Here is a 15,926-nt window from a genome sequence, read left to right on the forward strand (position 1 = left end):
CTCTTTCTCCCCCCGTTGGGATCTTCTGTGCCGGATTGTCAGGGTGTCGGTAACGGGTCTCGTCGGACCGTGAGGTTCTGCAGGATGAGCTGGTCGCGGATGCGCTGGGCCAGGGCGTGCCACTGCCTGCTGTAGCCGGGGTTCTTCTCCAGTTCGTCCCAGGCGGTGTGCAGGGCTCCGTGGAGGCGGGCCTTCGGCATCCACAGGTGCAGCAGGTGGTCGACGAGCGGGCGCAGCACCTTCAGGACGGCCCGGTCGTCCTCGTAGCCGACGCGGAGCCCGTCGAGCTTGTCCGCGACGGTCGTCAGCAACCAGTCGTGCAGGGCGAGGTCCTCGCACAGCCCGGCCGCGGCGGCGGGCGCGGTGCCACGCGGCAGCCGCAGTTCGACGATCCGCAGACCGTCGTCGGCCTTGGTGAACACCAGGGACGGCTCCGCACCGTCGGCGGCCGCTGCCGCCGTCCAGCGCAAGCCGGTGTCGGCGGTGGTGAGCGGGGGGCCGTGGTCGAGGATCCGGTGCTGCCGGGAGATCCTCGCCAGCAGGCTCTCGGCGATGGAGCCGACGTCCAGTTCGCCCGGCTGGTGTCCCGCCAGGAACCCTTCGGTGACGGAGTTCTCGGGCAGCCGGCCGACCGGGACCAGCGAGCCGGGGCGAACCAGGTAGTAGCCCCAGGGCCGGCGCCGGTCGGGGCCGGCGGCGGGTGCGGAGAAGTACGCGGTGGACTGGAGGACCCGGCCCTCGGTGAGCGCCGCCCGGGCCGTCACCGTGCCCACCGCCCGGGTGCGGGCGCCCTTGGCGGTGGGCAGTCGGCAGTCGACGCCGGTGAGGACGTCCGGGGAGACGGCACGCCGGTTGGGGTGCCGGGAGACCCGTACGCGTTCGTCGGCGCGCAGCCGCAGCAGCTGCACGGCGGCGCGCTCGTCCACCGCGTCGCGGGTGGGTAACAGGCAGGTGCGCACCTCGCCGCAGATGAGGACGGGACCCGAGGTGGTGCCCAGGCCGCTCATGTCACAGCCCCGGCGGGAACACGTAGGAGGTACGGTCCACCACGCCCGTGGGCACGGCGAACCCCTCCGCCGCGGACCGCTCGGCGACCTGGTCGAGTGCCGCGGCCTCGACATGGACCTGGTCGAGGATGACGCGTACGGCGTGCTCGACGGGCAGGAAGCGGGCGGGGAGCACGCTGCAGGTGACGTACGCCGTGAAGGGCGCGGCCCGCGGGTTGAGGCGCAGCACGGGGGGCAGCGCGTCCCATTCGGCGGGGAACTCCTTGCCGTCCCAGGTGGTGGGGGTGAGCACCGCGCGGCCGTTGTCGCGCAGCAGTCCGAGGCGGACCAGCTGCCAGACGGAGGCGAGGAAGGCGCAGGACCAGGTGCGGTCGTCCTCGGGACCGCTCCACAGTTCGACGTCCATGAAGACGGAGTGGCCGCGGGCGCCGGTCTCGCTGGGCGGCTGCCAGACGGTACCGGTGGAGTCCAGGGCGGCGGAGGTGCGCCGGCCGGGGGCTCGCCGGCCGTTGGTGAGCCAGCCGGTGCGGCTGACGGGCGGGCGGAAGCCGTTGCTGCCGGGGGGCGGTGACTCCACGAGCCGGTGCAGGACGGACTCGGCGAGTTCGGCCCGGTCCTGGTGTGCCGGTTCGGCCACGGCACAACCCGATTCACGGGCCAGGTAGTCGATGGTCAGTCCGGCCTCGGCTGCGGCCTCCAGGAGCGGCGGTATCAATTCGGAGGGGGTGGAGAGCACGGAGAAGTAGTCGTCGATCAGGAAGCAGGTACTGATCCGGTGGCCTTTGCCGTGGGGCGGCGGGCCGAGGCCGGCCCGGGCGGCCTCCACCCAGGGCCGTACGGCGGCGAAGTGGCTGCGCAGCCGGGCAGGCCCCTCGACGAAGTCCTCCATGTACAAGTGGCCTAATTCCAGGGAGAGATGGGAGAACGGCACGGATTCCGTGCGCGACTCGGCGCTGGTCTCCCGAAAGACGGTCTCGGACCGGTTCACAACTCCCCCCAGCACTTTCCGTCGGTGACCCGTTGGGCGAGGTCTCCCATGGCCTGCCAGGTCTCGTTGTTGGCGATCCTGCGGTCGTGCACGTCCTCGTCGGTGATGAGGCGTTCCTGCCATTGCAGGACGGGTTCCAGCGGAATACTGGTCAGCACCCGGGTCTTGCCGATGCCGCGACCGGCGGCGAGTGCCTCGAGTTCCTTGTCGCACTTCCGCATCCACGCGTACTGAGCGGGCGACACCTGCGACCACAGGGGCGACTCCAGATCGGGTACGGCCGCCCGGACGAAACGGATCGAGTCGTTGAGCGCGTCGGGCTGATGGCCCATCGCCAAGCCGGCCTGCACAATGCCCTGTTTGCCGTACACGAGTTCGGCGGCGGCCATCACGTGCTGGCGGGTCCAGCGATGGTAGACGAGCCACCGTGTCTTGAGGCGGCCGAGCCCGCCGCGGGGAGAGGTGGCGACGAGTGCGAGGTCCATCGCATAACTGCGTCCGGCACTCAAGTCGACGATGATGACGTCGAATTCGCGTTTCAGGCTCAGGACGAGATCGACACAGCGGTGGAGGTTCTCGTCGTCGGTGACGAACTCCCCGCCGGTGCGGTCGCCGGGCAGCAGGACCAGCCGGCCGGATCCGCTGGGCCGGTTGCGCAGGTCGGGGTGTTCGGTGCGGGCCCAGACATCGACCCGGAGCGGTTTGCCGGTCTTGCCCTGCAGATACGAGTGCAGACCGCGTCCCTCAGCCTCGGACAGGACATCGGGCAGGTCGAACACGGCGGCCGCGGTGGGCGATCCGAAGTCGAAGTCCAGGTAGCAGACGTCGTCCCCGTTGAGGGCCTGGTGATAGGCGAGGTTGGCGCTGGTCACGGAGCGGCCCGTGCCTCCCTTGTCGGAGGCGGCGAACACGAGCACGGATCACACCCCCAGGGAGCCGGAGTCGCTCCGGGCGCGGTCGAGTTCGTACAGCCGGGCGAGCACGCCGAGGGCCAGGGAGTGGGCGGTGCCGGGCTGTTTGTCGACCAGTTGCCGAGCGCGGCGCAGATCTGCCTCGATGCCCCTGACCTGTTCCCCCTGGGAACTCCTCGGGGCGGGTGCCGGCTGCTCCAGCTGCTCCTTGCCGAAGAGGTGGGCCGCCTCGCTGATCGCCGCCTGGGCGAGCGTGGACATCTCGGCGCTGCGGATCGGATTCTGGGTGTAGAGACCGCGCGCGACGACCATGCACTCGGTGACGCGTTCCGTGATGCTCCAGGACAACGGGCCCTCACGGACCGGGAATTCGGGGTAGACGGCGTGCACGTTGTCCCACAGGCCGACGCCCTCGCCATCGGTGATCCGACGGGCCCAGAGGTGGTCGAGGATGTCCTCGGCGAGTCGCAGCAGACGGTCCTGCGAGCTGATGTTCCTCGACAGCGCGCACAGTTGGAGGGTCCGCTTGAGCAGCTGCGCGGAGAAGTCACCCATCGTCCACCTCATGGCGGGGCCCAGCTTCTCGCTGCCCAGCAGGGGCAGGGAGACGCCGGGGTTGTGCAGGCCGACCGCCGGGTCGTCACGGGTGGGGCGGCTGGTGATGCGGCCGCGGTCGGCGAGACGTTCCATCACCGCGACGGTGCGGGTGAGGTCGTCGTCGGTGGCGCGCCGGCGGACCAGGTCGTGGACGAGGATGGAAGCGACGGAGAGGGAGAAGTACTCCGACTCCAACTGCTGGAGGGTGGTGCGCCAGGGAATCTCCTCCAGCGGCCAGGTCGCGTCGTCGAAGCGGGCGATGGCGGACCAGTACTGCTGGGTGATCTCCCAGCGCAGCCGGAGCGCGTCGGCCAGCTTCTGCTGTTCGGCGGTGAGCAGGCCGAGGACGAGGGTGCGCTCGGAGGACAGGTCGGGGATGCCGTCGAGCGCGACGACGGTGAAGTACAGGTAGGGCACGGCGCGGGCGACGCCCTCGTGCTGTTTGCCGATGCCCTCGGCGGTCTGCGGCTCCACGTCGATCTCGGGTGCGCCCTTCACCAGGCTCCAGGCCCAGCCGCACTCGAAGAGGCGGTTCTCATTGCGGAGTTCGTCGGTGACGTCGGAGTCGAGGCCGAGGGTGACGCTCTCGGTGATGAGGGCGCGCAGCGACTTGAAGCGTTCCTGGAAGCGTGCCAGGACCTGCCGGTCGGAGAGCCGACCGCGGCTGAGGAGCCGGGCGAGCGCCTGACCCTGTTCGGAGGAGATGTCGACGACGTTGACCGTGAAGGAGCGCAGCAGGCTCACCATGGCGGCGGTCAGCCGGGCGCTGGTCTCGTCCCTGAGTTTGTCGATCCGGGCATGGGTGGACGCCCGTCGGGTCTTGTCCCGGTACACCTTGAGGAAGCCGAGGGTGGCCAGGCACAGGGTGATCGACATGGAGTAGGAGTCGACGACGCCGACCTCCCGCTGCTCCTTGGAGAGTTCCTGCTCGGGGTCCTCCGCCGCAAAGTAGTAGCCGCCCGCGAAGGTGGGGCCCTCCTCGCTGTGGTGCTTCTCCATGAAGTCGCCGAGGATCTCCACCAGGTTCGCGGGAATCTCGCTGGAGTCCCCCGCGTTACGTAAGGCCCTTTCCACGTCGAGCTGGGTGGTATCGGGGTCGTCGAGACGGAACGGCTCGATTTCGGTGGCCGGGTAGAGAAGGCAGAGCAGACGCTCGGCGTCGGCGACGCTGCTGAGGCCGCCCCATTCTCCCCAGTCCCATTCACCGTCACGGAAGGAGTGGCGGGCGATGGCCTGCCACACTTCGAGCAAATTCTGTCTCGGCTTGATCTGCATGCCCATTCCCCTCGCACAGGCCGGTATTCACGGAAAAGCACGGTCCGACGTCGTCCGCCGGTCATTCTTTCCGTCGGCCGCAGACGAGAATCATTCCGGTGTACCCGTCGCGCACGAGATCGCGGGGATTCGCCAGACGGTACATCTTCGCGTCCTGAGTGAAACCTCCGAGTGCCGTCTCGACTTCCACCTCGTCGATTTCACGGGTGGCGGGGAAATCCACCTCGCCCACGCGGTAACCCTGGGAATGCTCCATGAATGCGGCGGCGAAAGGCGCGCCCGGCTTCAGAGCGCTCATGAAACAGAACACGCCGCGCCGGAACTCGTCGATCGACGTCGTGATGGACTCGGCGACGAAGAACATCGTGCCGAGATCCCAGCGGCGGGTGTCCGCGCAGAGATCGAAGAGGCTGCCGGGCTCGGGCGGGTGCACGGCTTCCTTGAAGCGGACCCTGGGCGTGACGTCGAGCCCGGCATATGCCCTGTCCTCGCACAGGACCTCCCAGAACTGGTCCCAGTGCTGGTCGTAGTCGGCGTACTGGCCGCGGAGGTACTCCAGATTCCGGGAGGACCGCTCCAGGAGTGTGATCCGGTCGCACCAGGGAAGCATGGCGAGGGCGGGATAGAGATTGGGACCGGCCCCGACGTCAATGCCGGTAGCTACTCTGCCGCCTCCCCCGAAGTGATCACTGAAGTGATCCCGTACCCGCGAAACAATCTCCTTGTCCACCGCCTGCATCTCGAGGTAGTTGTGGCTGATGTAGGCACCAGGGTCGAAGTCATCCCAGGGCACCTCTTCATTCAACTTCTGAACGGCGGCGGCTTCAGCGGTCATAGTTCAGCCTAACAGTAAGTCTGGCACTACGCGGGGTCTTGAAGGCGTGGATGCGCGTGGCAATGATGGGAGATCGGGTACGGAAATCACACAAGGTCCCAATTCGGTTTATCGACATCCACAAGGGGACGACATGACTCCACTTCCCGGAGATCATTTCCGGTCGGCCGCCGGTTCGACAGTGGGACGGGTGCCCGGAGAAGCGAACTTACGGATCAGAACGGCGACCGAGGCGGATCTGCCCCATATCGTCCACCTCGACGCGCAGGCCTTCCCGACGGACCCCTACCCGTTCTTCGTGCTGCGCCAACTCCTCACCGCGTTCCCGGACTTCCTGCTTCTCGTGGAGGACGGCACGGACCTGCGCGGGTATGTGCTCTCGACGCCGCCACACGACGCGCAGAGCTGGGTCCTCAGCCTCGGCATCGTCCCCCACCTGCGGGGGCAGGGGCTGGGTCGGCAGCTCATGACGAGGATGCTCGGTCACCTCCGCGCGCAGGGCACCCATTCCGTGTGGCTCTCGGTGGAGCCCGGCAACGACACCGCCGTCGCCCTCTACGGCTCCCTGGGCTTCGTCGCGGAGCCCGACGGCCCCCGCAAGGACTACTTCGGCCCCGGCGAACACCGACTGCTCATGTCGCTCGCCTTGTGAGCCGCCGTGGACAGCACCGCTGCCAGGGCGTCTCCACGGCGCGCTGGCCGCAATACCGGCGAACTCCACGGCCTCCTCGGCCGGTACGCCGTCCAGTACCGCCAGGCACCCCCATCAAGTGCCGGACGGTGGCGCAGTCGCGGCACTCGACGCCGGAGCCGATTCAGCCGTCGTCACCCAGTGGATCAACGATCCACAGCGGGACCAGGAGCCGACGCGGACACAAAGGGGCCACCCTGCGGAGCCTTCGGCATCACCATCAGCCATGCACATGCAACGAGGGCCGCGACCGTCGGGTCGAGGCCCTCGAAAGTGGCTTGTCAAACATTGTGGGTTGTTCACGAGTTCCGCTGACCACCAGCGATGCGGTCGGCCGATCATGCGCTTGCCGTCGACGCCAAGATCACTCCCCGAATATTTGCACATGCATGTAATCTGCCAGGCGACTCGGGGAAAACGTGCATGGTCGGGCGCACCGTGTGCGCGGCCTGTGCCCCCTCGATCCGCGCTTTCCTTCCCATCGTCTCCGGCGTCACGCGAAGGCGCCGTGGAGTCATAGGCCCTCCGAGCTCCTGCTGGACCCGGTCGGTTGACCCCAGTCGGCATTCCCAAGAGCATCGCGGTTCCTCTACTGTCGGAGCGATTCTGCTCGCCGGTCGTGCAGCATCACGGCGACCGCGATGACCCGGTCACCGAATGTCACGGTTACAGTCGTCGTACCTCAGGCTGTAGATTCCCTCGCCCTCGAGCGACCGATGTCCGCTCGAAAACGGGTTGGTTCGCCACTCAGGGCCGAAGGGGACGGAGCACACCCAGGCGTTGCAGCTCGACGATGTGCTCTGCTGCACGCCGTGGCGCTTCGCCACCGTTGACCAGTACTCCCGCCTCGATATTGCGCCGCGCCGCCGACTCGGTCAGGTTGGCGCTGCCCAGGAAGAGCATGCGCCTGTCGGCTACGGCGAGTTTGGCGTGCTGGCGCGAGTGCGCATGCCCGACTGAGTCACGTTCCCAGTGCCAAAGACGCACCCCCGGTACGGACGCGAACGCATCGGCGGGCTCCTGGCCCGAGAGAAGACCGCGTGCGCCTGCCAAGGTCTCGACCACGACGTGGATTTTCACCCCTCTTGCCGCGGCATCGGTCAGCGCCCGCGTCAGCGCCGGATACGGACGGGCCGCGTACGTCATGGCGACAAGTTCCACGCTAGCCTCATTGATGACTTCGACAAGTACCTGCGCAGTCGCCCGCACCGGCACTGTAGGCGTCGAGGGGCCGCTCCACACCGTCCGGACCTGAACCGCGTTCCGGGCACGCTGCATGGCCGCCACATAGCCCCGGACATAGGCGGCAGCCTCAACGGCGGGAATCGACTCCGTCTGCAGTACGTCGTACAGCTTCACGACGGCCTCACCGATTCCCGGCGTCGCCAGTTCCGTTAGTGCCCGTTCCCTGCTGCGCCCTCGAGCCAGCAGTCCGGCGAGGTCCTTGGCCCGGGAAAGCCCCAGGGCCAGAACGGCAGCTTCGGCGGTGGCCTCGAACTCCTTTCTGCTCACGACAGCAGGGTGACCGGTGTCAGTACCTGGTCCTTGTCTCCGGAGAGCGGGACCAGGAAACGACGGTCCAGGAACCGGTTACCGCGTTCGCATGTGGTCTCGGACACGAAGAGGCACACATGGCACGCGGCACCATGCAAATAGTCGCCCGGGTCGTGCGGCAGCCGCTCGGAGCAGAGTGGGTCGGCGGAACAATGCGAGGCATCAGCCAGGGCACGTCGGACGATCCGGTCGAACTCGCGCTCCTCGGCGAGGGAGACAAGACCACCCAGTGTGCCTTCCGAGTCCGGAACGGCCGTGTAGATGAGGAGGCCCGTCTTCGGATTCTGTTCATCTCCCGCATAGATCCGCTCGGCGAGTGAGGCGGAGTTGTATCCGCATTCGAGGGCGATCGTACGGATCAACAGGTGGGAAAGGGTGTGCAGTGCGATGTACCTCGCCCCGGGCCAGCCGTAGTAGGGGTCGAAGTCGCTCGTCTTACGGTCCGACTTCCGGTTGGCGCGGAAGCGGCCGAACGCCTCCCTGTGGGCTTCCATCTGCGGCGACTTCTCCACACGCGCCACCCAGTCGGCCATGAGGCCGTCCCGCACGCGCAGAAAAATGCCTTCACCGCGCACCTCGCTGGCCGGAACCCAGTTCAGCACGCCGCGTGACAGGTCCACCCGGTCGGCGATCTCCGGCGATTCGGGGTCGGGGGCATCGAGCCGGGTGAATCCGATCAGGGCACGTGCCTCACGCAACCGCTCGACCTGGCGGATGTCGGAGAAGAGGTCGTCCAGAGGGGGCCGTACGGAAACCTGCCTCAAGGCGAAGTCGTCACTGGGCAGTGGAACAGGACCGGACAGAGCATCCCATTCAGGGCCGAACAGGTCGGCCTGGACATCGGGCGCCGAGGGAGCCGGAGCGTCGGCTCCCTGCTTGCGCGACACGATCGCCGCGACAACCGCGTCAGCGTCGAACTCCTTGAGAAACCCGAACTTGGGCATGCTGGCCATGAAGTCGAACTGGTTGCGCTCGCCGATGACTTGCAGGTCGGGCCAGTGGTCCTCAAGCAGCTTGTCGATGTCCCCGCCCTGCCCCTTGGGCAGGGCCAAGGCGCTGAGAGTGAGCGGGAACCATTGGTTGGACGCGCCGGCGACCATCAGGACCGAATCCTGATCGCAGCCGTTCGTCGCGTACGTACCCACGTGCGGGTGGCGTCCGCGGCACCGGGGCAGGTTGTGCCGGCCACGCTCGCCCATCGCCTCCCGGATATTGCGCTTCGCACCGCAGGCCACGCATTCGATGGTCACGTTGGCGGCCTGGTTGCCGCCATGGTCCTTCATTCGCAGCTTGGGGCGGGGGGTCGTGGTGCAGGACTGCCCGTGGTGGACGTATGCCGTGTAGGGAAACTCGTCGAGATGCCCCCTGGTGCAGACCAGGGTGAACCGAGCAGCCACCGCGAGAGGCTTCCCCCGCTTGCAGTCGTGGACGAATTTCGCCTCGTGCGGCGTGCGCGGATTGGAGTTGATGAAGGCGAACTCGGCCGAGTCGACCGCGGCCAGCACATTGCAGGCTGTGCAACGCAGCCATTGGGGAAACGGCGTGACGGGCACCCCCACCCCCTGCGCGGCCCATCCCTTGGGATCCGTGTCCCCGCCCTCCAGCCAAGGGGCCGCCCGCAACTGCTCGACCTGTCCACGCCCGTAGCGCTGGAGGGATCGGTTGACGGCGGCTCGCAGCCGAGGCTCGTCGATGTCGTAGTCGGTGATGCCGGAGTAGTTCCAGGAGTCGAGCCCCTTGACGAGAACCGAGAAGTTCGGCAGGTCCACGAGGGAGCCGATACCGGCCGTGAACATGAGGTGGCTGGGGCGGACGGAGCCGACCCTGCGGTTGCCGTTGGTGCTCATCGCTGTCCCTTCTTGGCCGCATCGGCAGTGGTGGGTCCGAACTCGTCGCTGTCCACGGTGGCTTCCATGTCCTGGTCGCCATCGGAATCGGTGTCGGACACCCCGAAGTTCCAGTCCGGTCCGCCTCCGGAGGATTCTTCGAGCACGGCTCCGCCGCCAGGAAGGAGGAGGTTGATCTCATTCTCCGTCTCGCGCATCGACATGCCGACGGTGAGCTCGGTCCACTGAGTACCGTCCGCCCTCCTCAGCAGCCCGCTCACGATCGTCGTCTTGCGCTTCTCCTTGCGGTAGCCGAGAGCTGAGCTGTTCTCATCGCGCTTGCGGCGCCATTCGTCCTTGAGTCGGTCCAGGCGTTCGCTCAGGTACTGGCGAGGGCGCTCGCCCCCCACGCGTTCGGCCCGTTCCAAGAGACGACGCTCCACCTCTTGGGCAAGGGGCCCGTCAAGGTCGACGCTGTGAGCATCCAGATTGCGAGACGTCTCGAACGACGCCTGGCGCAGCGCGGCCACATAGGTGGCGGCCACACCCCGGTCCAGGGCCCGGCGAGTGAACGGCGTGACAGAGAGCGCCTCGACCTGGCGGTAGAACGTGGCGTGGTAGTGCTCGAAGTCCTCGTAGTGCGCGAGATCTCGGGGACGTGACCAGTTGTACAGGGTCACAACGAGACCCGGGCGTCTGGCATCGCGGCCGACGCGCGAGGACGCCTGGATGTATTCGGCCGTGTTCTTCGGCTGGCCGACGACGAGCATCAGGCCGAACCGGGAGACGTCGACACCGACCTGCAGCATGGAAGTGGCCAGGACGACATCGACCGCTTGCCTGGAGGTCGGAGTCATGGCCGCGCGTGGTTCTCGCTTCTCCTTCATGGCGGTCGCGTACTCGCGCAGGAAGGCGCGTCGCCGGTCCGAGGTGTCGCGCTCCGCATCGAATCCGATCTCCAGGCGTTTGAGGGCCGCGCCGATGTCGGACGAGGAGATGCGCGAGGTCAGCTCCTGGATGCTGAGCATGCCCGCTCTGCTGACGATGCGATCGGACAGTGTGTCCTGGCCTCGGCGGCTGCCGTTGGAGCGCACTCGGGTGGTGATGTCGTCGTCCATGTACCGGCGCATGCCCGCGAGTTCGCGGGTGGCATTGAAGTAGCCGACGAGAGTCATGTAGGGGTCTGCGGACTTGCCGTAGTCGTCGAAGAGCTGTTGCCCGGCGAGGAGCAGGATCTCGGCGACCCGGATCTCGGCCGCCTTGAGCCGGGTTCCGTGCGCGCAGACGCCCAGGTAGCGTCGGCCGGGGTTCTCACGGCTCAGCTCGACCTGCCGGGAGAAGAAGGTGTCGCCGACGTCGAGCACCTGCGGTGGGAAGACGGCGACCTTGCGGCCGAAGACGCCGAGCACCTGGTCCGCGGCCCGTTTGGTGGTCGCGGTGGATGCGACGATCTTGGGACCGACCTCACGGCGCCGGCCGTGCACATCGGTGAGGCTCCAGGTGCAGAGCTGATCGACGGCCGACTCGAACAGGCCGACCATGGTACCGAGCGCACCGGAGATCAGGTGCAGCTCGTCCTGGATGATGAGATCCGGGGGCCGCAGCCGGTTGACGGGCTGCGCCGTGACGCCAGGGAGTTCGCCCTTCGCGTTGTGACGGCTTCCGCAGCCTGTTTTGGCGTCGAGGTCGTCGTGGCGATAGCCGTGCCGTGGGCAGAGCTCGGTGACCCTGCCGAACAGCAGCCCGGCGTAACCGTTCCAGGGCAGCTGGGCGAACTTGTCCACGGTGGCGATCAGCAGTGCGGGGGCGAGCCGGTAGATCTCCTCGTCGACGGTGAGGACAGGGATGCCTTCACCGGGCGACTCCCGCCGTGAGAAGGGGCAGCGGTCCTCGCCTTCGGCACGCGGACAGTAGAGCAGGACTCGCCGCCGTCCCTCGTCGTACTCCATGTGGGAACGGGCCGTCAGCCCGCTCCCACACCAGGGGCACGTGAGGACCTGCAGAACCCGTGCGTGTTTGTCGCTCGCGCTCTCTCTCGCGTCGGCGATCTGCTCTTTGGCCTCGTCGAACCAGTTGGGCGAGACCGATGTTCCGACCCAGAGCCCGATACGGAAGGGAGTCGCGCCCCAGCGGACGTCCCGCGTGAACTCCTCACGACGCAGTACCTCGCAGGCACTCACCAGCGCAGCGGCACGTTGGAACTGCTGGGCGGTCAGGAGCCGCAGGGTGTAGCGCATAAGGACCCCGACGCCGGCCTCGCCGCCGCGTGCGTCGACTCCCGAGCCGAGAGTGCCTTGCAGGCGTCGCAGCGCGAACGTGTAGGCGGCCAGGCCGAGGTAGGCCTCTGTCTTGCCACCACCGGTTGGAAAAAACAGCAGGTCTACGAGGGCCTCACGGCCGGTCCCGCGGTGGGCGTGTCCGGGCTGGGTGAGGGAGTCGAGATTCAGCAGGACGAAGGCGAGCTGGAACGGACGCCAGCTGGCAGCCTCCTTGCCCTTGGCATAGACCTCGTCGTACGCCTCCTGGTAGGAGCTGTTTTCGTCCTCATGACCGGCGCGAGCAGCGGCGATCGCCGTGTTGCGCCGCTGGAGTGCCATGGCGCGGTTGGCGAACCGGAAGGCGTCCAGGGCGACGTCGTCGGCCACGAGTCGGTCGATCCCCAGTGTGATGCGGTCGCAGATCTCCAACGCCTGCTCGATGGCGACGTCCGCCGACTCACGCAGGTCGTCCGGGAGCGAGAGGGCCTTGCGACGCTGCTGTTCGAGCCATGTGCCGTAGCCGTCGGCCAGCGGTGCGAGTGCGGCACTGAGTTCGTTCCGGCGGGCCGGCAGCGCGAGTGCGGCGAGTTCGTCCATACCGAGCTCGAGTCCACGAAGGAGGTCCTGCTCCTCGAGAGTCGGTGCGGTGGTGGCCCGGACATCGTATTCCGGGAGCCAGGTCGTGGTGAGCCGATGCGCGTTGCGCTCGCCGTCACGCACATGCGCGTGCACGGCGACATTTCGGCCCTTCGCGTGGCTGAGGCTGTCCCGGTAAAGGAGGCGAAGCCGCCGGTCCTCGGAATCCTCGGGGGCACCACCCCGGTTCGCGAGGTCTAGGGGGTCGTCAACCGGAAGGAAGATCGCGGCCTGATCGTCCGGAAAGGCGGTGATGTCGATCTCGGTCTGGAAAAGCCAGTGGGCATCGCGCGCTTCACGACTGTCCTGCTGCCTGTTCACCAAAGTCAGTTCGACGACACGCAGCTCTTCGGCGCCTGCGCGACCGACGTGCTGCCGTACTTGTACGTCGAGAGCAACGGCTTCGCGTTCCAGTTCGATGATCCGGCCGACCATGCTGGTCACATCGATGTCCACGGGATGCTCGACCGGCTCGCGCGACCAGACCCTGCGGGTCGTCCCCCGATCAGTGGCTTCCTCGGACTGCGTGTAACGGCCCCACCGCACATAGGCGCTGAGCGTGCCGACGGAAACGGGAACCGTAAAGGACAACCCCATGGAGGATGCCCAGATATGACCGGCCGCCTGCGGGGTCAACCGGTCCCCGGGTCCCCCGTCGTCCCCCTCCTGCTCGTCGCCCGAGTCGCCGTCGGTGCTCTGGGCCGCCGCGACGGCGATCTCTTCTCCGGTGACGGCCTGCGGCTGCGGCCCGATCATGCCGACGAGGTAACGGTCTCGCGGCCCGGAGGAAGCACTCGTCAGGGTCTCGGTCTCTCCGTCCCAGGGCCCCTGGAGATCACGGCGGACATAGGTGACGAGTTCGTCCCGCACAGCGTACGAGTCTCCGGCACGAAACGTCTGAGGCACTTCGTCGAGCGGGTGCGGGACAGCGGCCTGGGCAGGCTGGGCCGGCATGCGGTGGGTCCTTCCGGACAGGTCCGATGGGTCACGAGCGTGGATCGATCGTACGACAGCATCAGCAATATAGATCGTTGACTCAGTTCACACAATGACTATGTGGTGGATCGTCGCTCCTGGCGGAACAAGTCTCTAGGCTGGGCCTCGACCACCGCCCACGTGCGACCCGAGGACGCCCATGCCCCGACTCGCCCTCTCCGACGACTTCGTCACGGACCTCATCTCGCTCCAGAGGCCCGTCCAAAAGGAAGTCAACGACGCGATCCAGATGTTCCGGGGCATGTCCGTCCCCCAGCTCCACGCGAGCAAGGGCATGCACCTGGAGAAGCTTGAGCGGGCGCGCGATCCCCGGATTCGCACCATACGCATCACCAAGTTCTATCGGGGAGTTCTCCTCGCTCCCGACGACGGAAGCGAACTCTTCACGCTCCTTCGGGTCGCCTCTCACGACGAGGCCATCAACTGGGCCTGCAAGCGCGCCTACTCGGTCAACAGCGCCACCGGAGGCCTGGAGGTGCGCAACGTCGAAGCCCTCGAGCAGATGGAGACCTACTTCGAGACGAAGGAGGTCTCCACCCCCTCCCGCCTCTTCGAGGAATACTCCGATACAGTGCTGCGCGACCTCGGCATCGACGAGCAGGTTCTACGCCTGGCACGTGTCTGTGTGACGGCCGACGATCTGACGGTCATGGCACCGCCCATGATGCCGGCCGACCAGTATGAAGTGCTGGAGTATCTGGCCGACGAGTACTCCCCTGAGGATGTCTGGGAGCAGCTGATCGCTCCGCGCGGACAGACCGTGCGGACGGCGGAGGACCGACCGACGGTCACCCTCACCGAAGCGATTCTCAACACTCCGAACCGCATCGTGGAAGTGACGGGCCCCGGCGAGCTGGAACGCATCCTCACCGAGGACCTCACCCGCTGGCGCATCTTCCTCCACCCGGCCCAGCGCAGATACGCCTATCACCCGGGCTTCAACGGAGCCGCCCAGGTCACGGGCGGCCCCGGCACCGGCAAGACGGTCGTCGCTCTGCACCGCGTTCGGCATCTGCTCCGTAGCGGCCACGAAGGCGACCGAATTCTGCTGACCACCTTCACGAACGCCATGGCGGGCGCCCTGCGGGACAGTCTGGCACTGTTGCTCGGTGAAACGGACGCCCACCTTCTGGCTCGCGTCGACGTCACAACGGTGGATTCCCTCGCCGCCCGGGTCGTACGAGAGGCGCGAGGCAGTGCGCCGAAACCTCTTTCGGCGGCCGCGGAGAAGAGCGCCTGGACCCGTGCGACCGCTCGCGAGGACCTCCCTTGGCCGGAGCAGTTCCTGTCCCAGGAGTTCCGCAACGTCGTCCTGGCCCAAGGCCTGCGTACGCCCGAGGAGTATCTGCGCTGTGTACGACGGGGGCGTGGTACTCAGGTGGGACGGGTGCAAAGAGCCAGGTTGTGGCGCGTGATGGAACGGTTCACCGCGGATCTCTCGTCCCGTGACTCGGCGACGTACACCCAGTTGTGCGACCAAGCCGCAAGAATCCTGACCGATGGCGAACCCCGTTACCGCCACGTCGTCGTGGACGAGGCCCAGGACCTCCACCCGGTCCAGTGGCGGGTCCTTCGCGCCTGCGTGGCGCCGCAATCCGACGACATGTTCCTCGTCGGTGACCCTCATCAGCGTATCTACGACTCTCGCGTCTCGCTCCGCTCGCTGGGCATCAACGTGCGAGGACGCACGTCCCGGCTTCGCCTCAACTACCGCAGCACGGAAGAGATCCTGCGCTGGTCCGCGTCCTTGCTCGACGGTCGGACCGTGGGCCGGCTCGGTGAGGATGACGACGATGACGGTGGCCGGGATTCGCTGCGTGGCTACCGTTCCCAGTTGCACGGCCGTACCCCGGCGGCCCACGGATACGGCAGTCAGGACGAGGAACTTCGGGCCCTGACCGAGCAGATCCGCACCTGGATCGAACAGGACGGTGTCAAGCCGTCGGAAGTGGCGGTGTGCGCCCGGTTCAACACGATGGTCGACGCGGTCATCGCACGACTGAGGCGCGAGGGCATCCCGGCGGTCGCGGTAAAGGACGACCCGGGGCCGGAGAGATCGGGCGTGCGAGTCGCCACCATGCACGCGATGAAGGGGTTGGAGTTCCGCTGTGTGGCAGTCGTGGGCGTGACATCCAGCGTGCTGCCTTTCGCTCCGCACGTGACACCGGCCGACGTGGACCCCGTCCAGCACCAGTCCGATCTCCTTTCGGAGCACTGCCTGCTGTTCGTGGCGTGCACACGGGCCCGCGACGCACTGGCCGTGTCGTGGAGCGGTGACCGCAGTCGCATGCTGGACCCGGTCGCCGGTCGATGAGCACATACCCGCTGCCCGAACCGCAAGGCGGTACGGGC

General features: G+C 67.3%; 10 protein-coding genes. 2 read left to right on the forward strand and 8 right to left on the reverse strand.

The window, feature by feature from the left end:
- Window positions 1-38: 38 nt before the first annotated feature.
- From ACWCPM_RS14165 to ACWCPM_RS14185, 5 genes are all read right to left on the reverse strand, one after another.
- A complete protein-coding gene (locus ACWCPM_RS14165) occupies window positions 39-1,007 on the reverse strand; it encodes an SCO2521 family protein (RefSeq protein WP_450976421.1) in 969 nt (322 codons plus the stop codon).
- Between the two features lies 1 nt (window position 1,008).
- Complete coding sequence (locus ACWCPM_RS14170) at window positions 1,009-1,995, reverse strand: SCO2522 family protein (RefSeq protein WP_450976422.1); 987 nt, start codon at window positions 1,993-1,995, stop codon at window positions 1,009-1,011.
- Window positions 1,992-2,912, reverse strand: a complete 921-nt coding sequence (locus tag ACWCPM_RS14175; RefSeq protein WP_450976423.1) for an SCO2523 family variant P-loop protein — start codon at window positions 2,910-2,912, stop codon at window positions 1,992-1,994. Before ACWCPM_RS14175 ends, ACWCPM_RS14170 begins: the two co-directional genes overlap by 4 nt.
- Before the next feature lie 3 nt (window positions 2,913-2,915).
- Window positions 2,916-4,778, reverse strand: coding sequence for an SCO2524 family protein (locus ACWCPM_RS14180; protein WP_450976424.1), 1,863 nt, complete (start codon window positions 4,776-4,778; stop codon window positions 2,916-2,918).
- A 61-nt stretch (window positions 4,779-4,839) separates the two neighbouring features.
- On the reverse strand, window positions 4,840-5,613 hold the full coding sequence (locus tag ACWCPM_RS14185) for an SCO2525 family SAM-dependent methyltransferase (protein ID WP_450976425.1): 774 nt from the start codon (window positions 5,611-5,613) through the stop codon (window positions 4,840-4,842).
- Window positions 5,614-5,803: 190 nt separating this feature from the next.
- Between ACWCPM_RS14185 and ACWCPM_RS14190 the strand changes: the two genes are divergently transcribed.
- Entirely contained in the window at window positions 5,804-6,265 is a 462-nt protein-coding gene (locus tag ACWCPM_RS14190) for an N-acetyltransferase family protein (protein ID WP_450976426.1), read from the forward strand.
- A 786-nt stretch (window positions 6,266-7,051) separates the two neighbouring features.
- Here the strand turns inward: ACWCPM_RS14190 and drmC are convergent.
- Genes drmC through drmA form a run of 3 tightly spaced genes read right to left on the reverse strand, consistent with a single transcriptional unit; the run spans window position 7,052 to window position 13,532 of the window.
- Window positions 7,052-7,816 (reverse strand): DISARM system phospholipase D-like protein DrmC, encoded by a 765-nt coding sequence (gene drmC, locus ACWCPM_RS14195; RefSeq protein ID WP_450976427.1) that lies wholly within the window; start codon window positions 7,814-7,816, stop codon window positions 7,052-7,054.
- The gene (gene drmB / locus ACWCPM_RS14200; protein WP_450976428.1) at window positions 7,813-9,705 is read right to left on the reverse strand and encodes a DrmB family protein; all 1,893 of its coding nucleotides are present in this window, start codon (window positions 9,703-9,705) and stop codon (window positions 7,813-7,815) included. Before drmB ends, drmC begins: the two co-directional genes overlap by 4 nt.
- A complete protein-coding gene (drmA, locus tag ACWCPM_RS14205; RefSeq protein WP_450976429.1) occupies window positions 9,702-13,532 on the reverse strand; it encodes a DISARM system helicase DrmA in 3,831 nt (1,276 codons plus the stop codon). The genes drmB and drmA overlap by 4 nt, the downstream gene beginning before the upstream one ends.
- A 181-nt stretch (window positions 13,533-13,713) precedes the next feature.
- On the opposite strand from drmA, the gene ACWCPM_RS14210 reads away from it, so the two are divergent.
- Window positions 13,714-15,888, forward strand: coding sequence for a UvrD-helicase domain-containing protein (locus ACWCPM_RS14210; protein ID WP_450976430.1), 2,175 nt, complete (start codon window positions 13,714-13,716; stop codon window positions 15,886-15,888).
- Window positions 15,889-15,926: the final 38 nt, after the last annotated feature.

Source organism: Streptomyces sp. NPDC002309 (assembly GCF_053593375.1).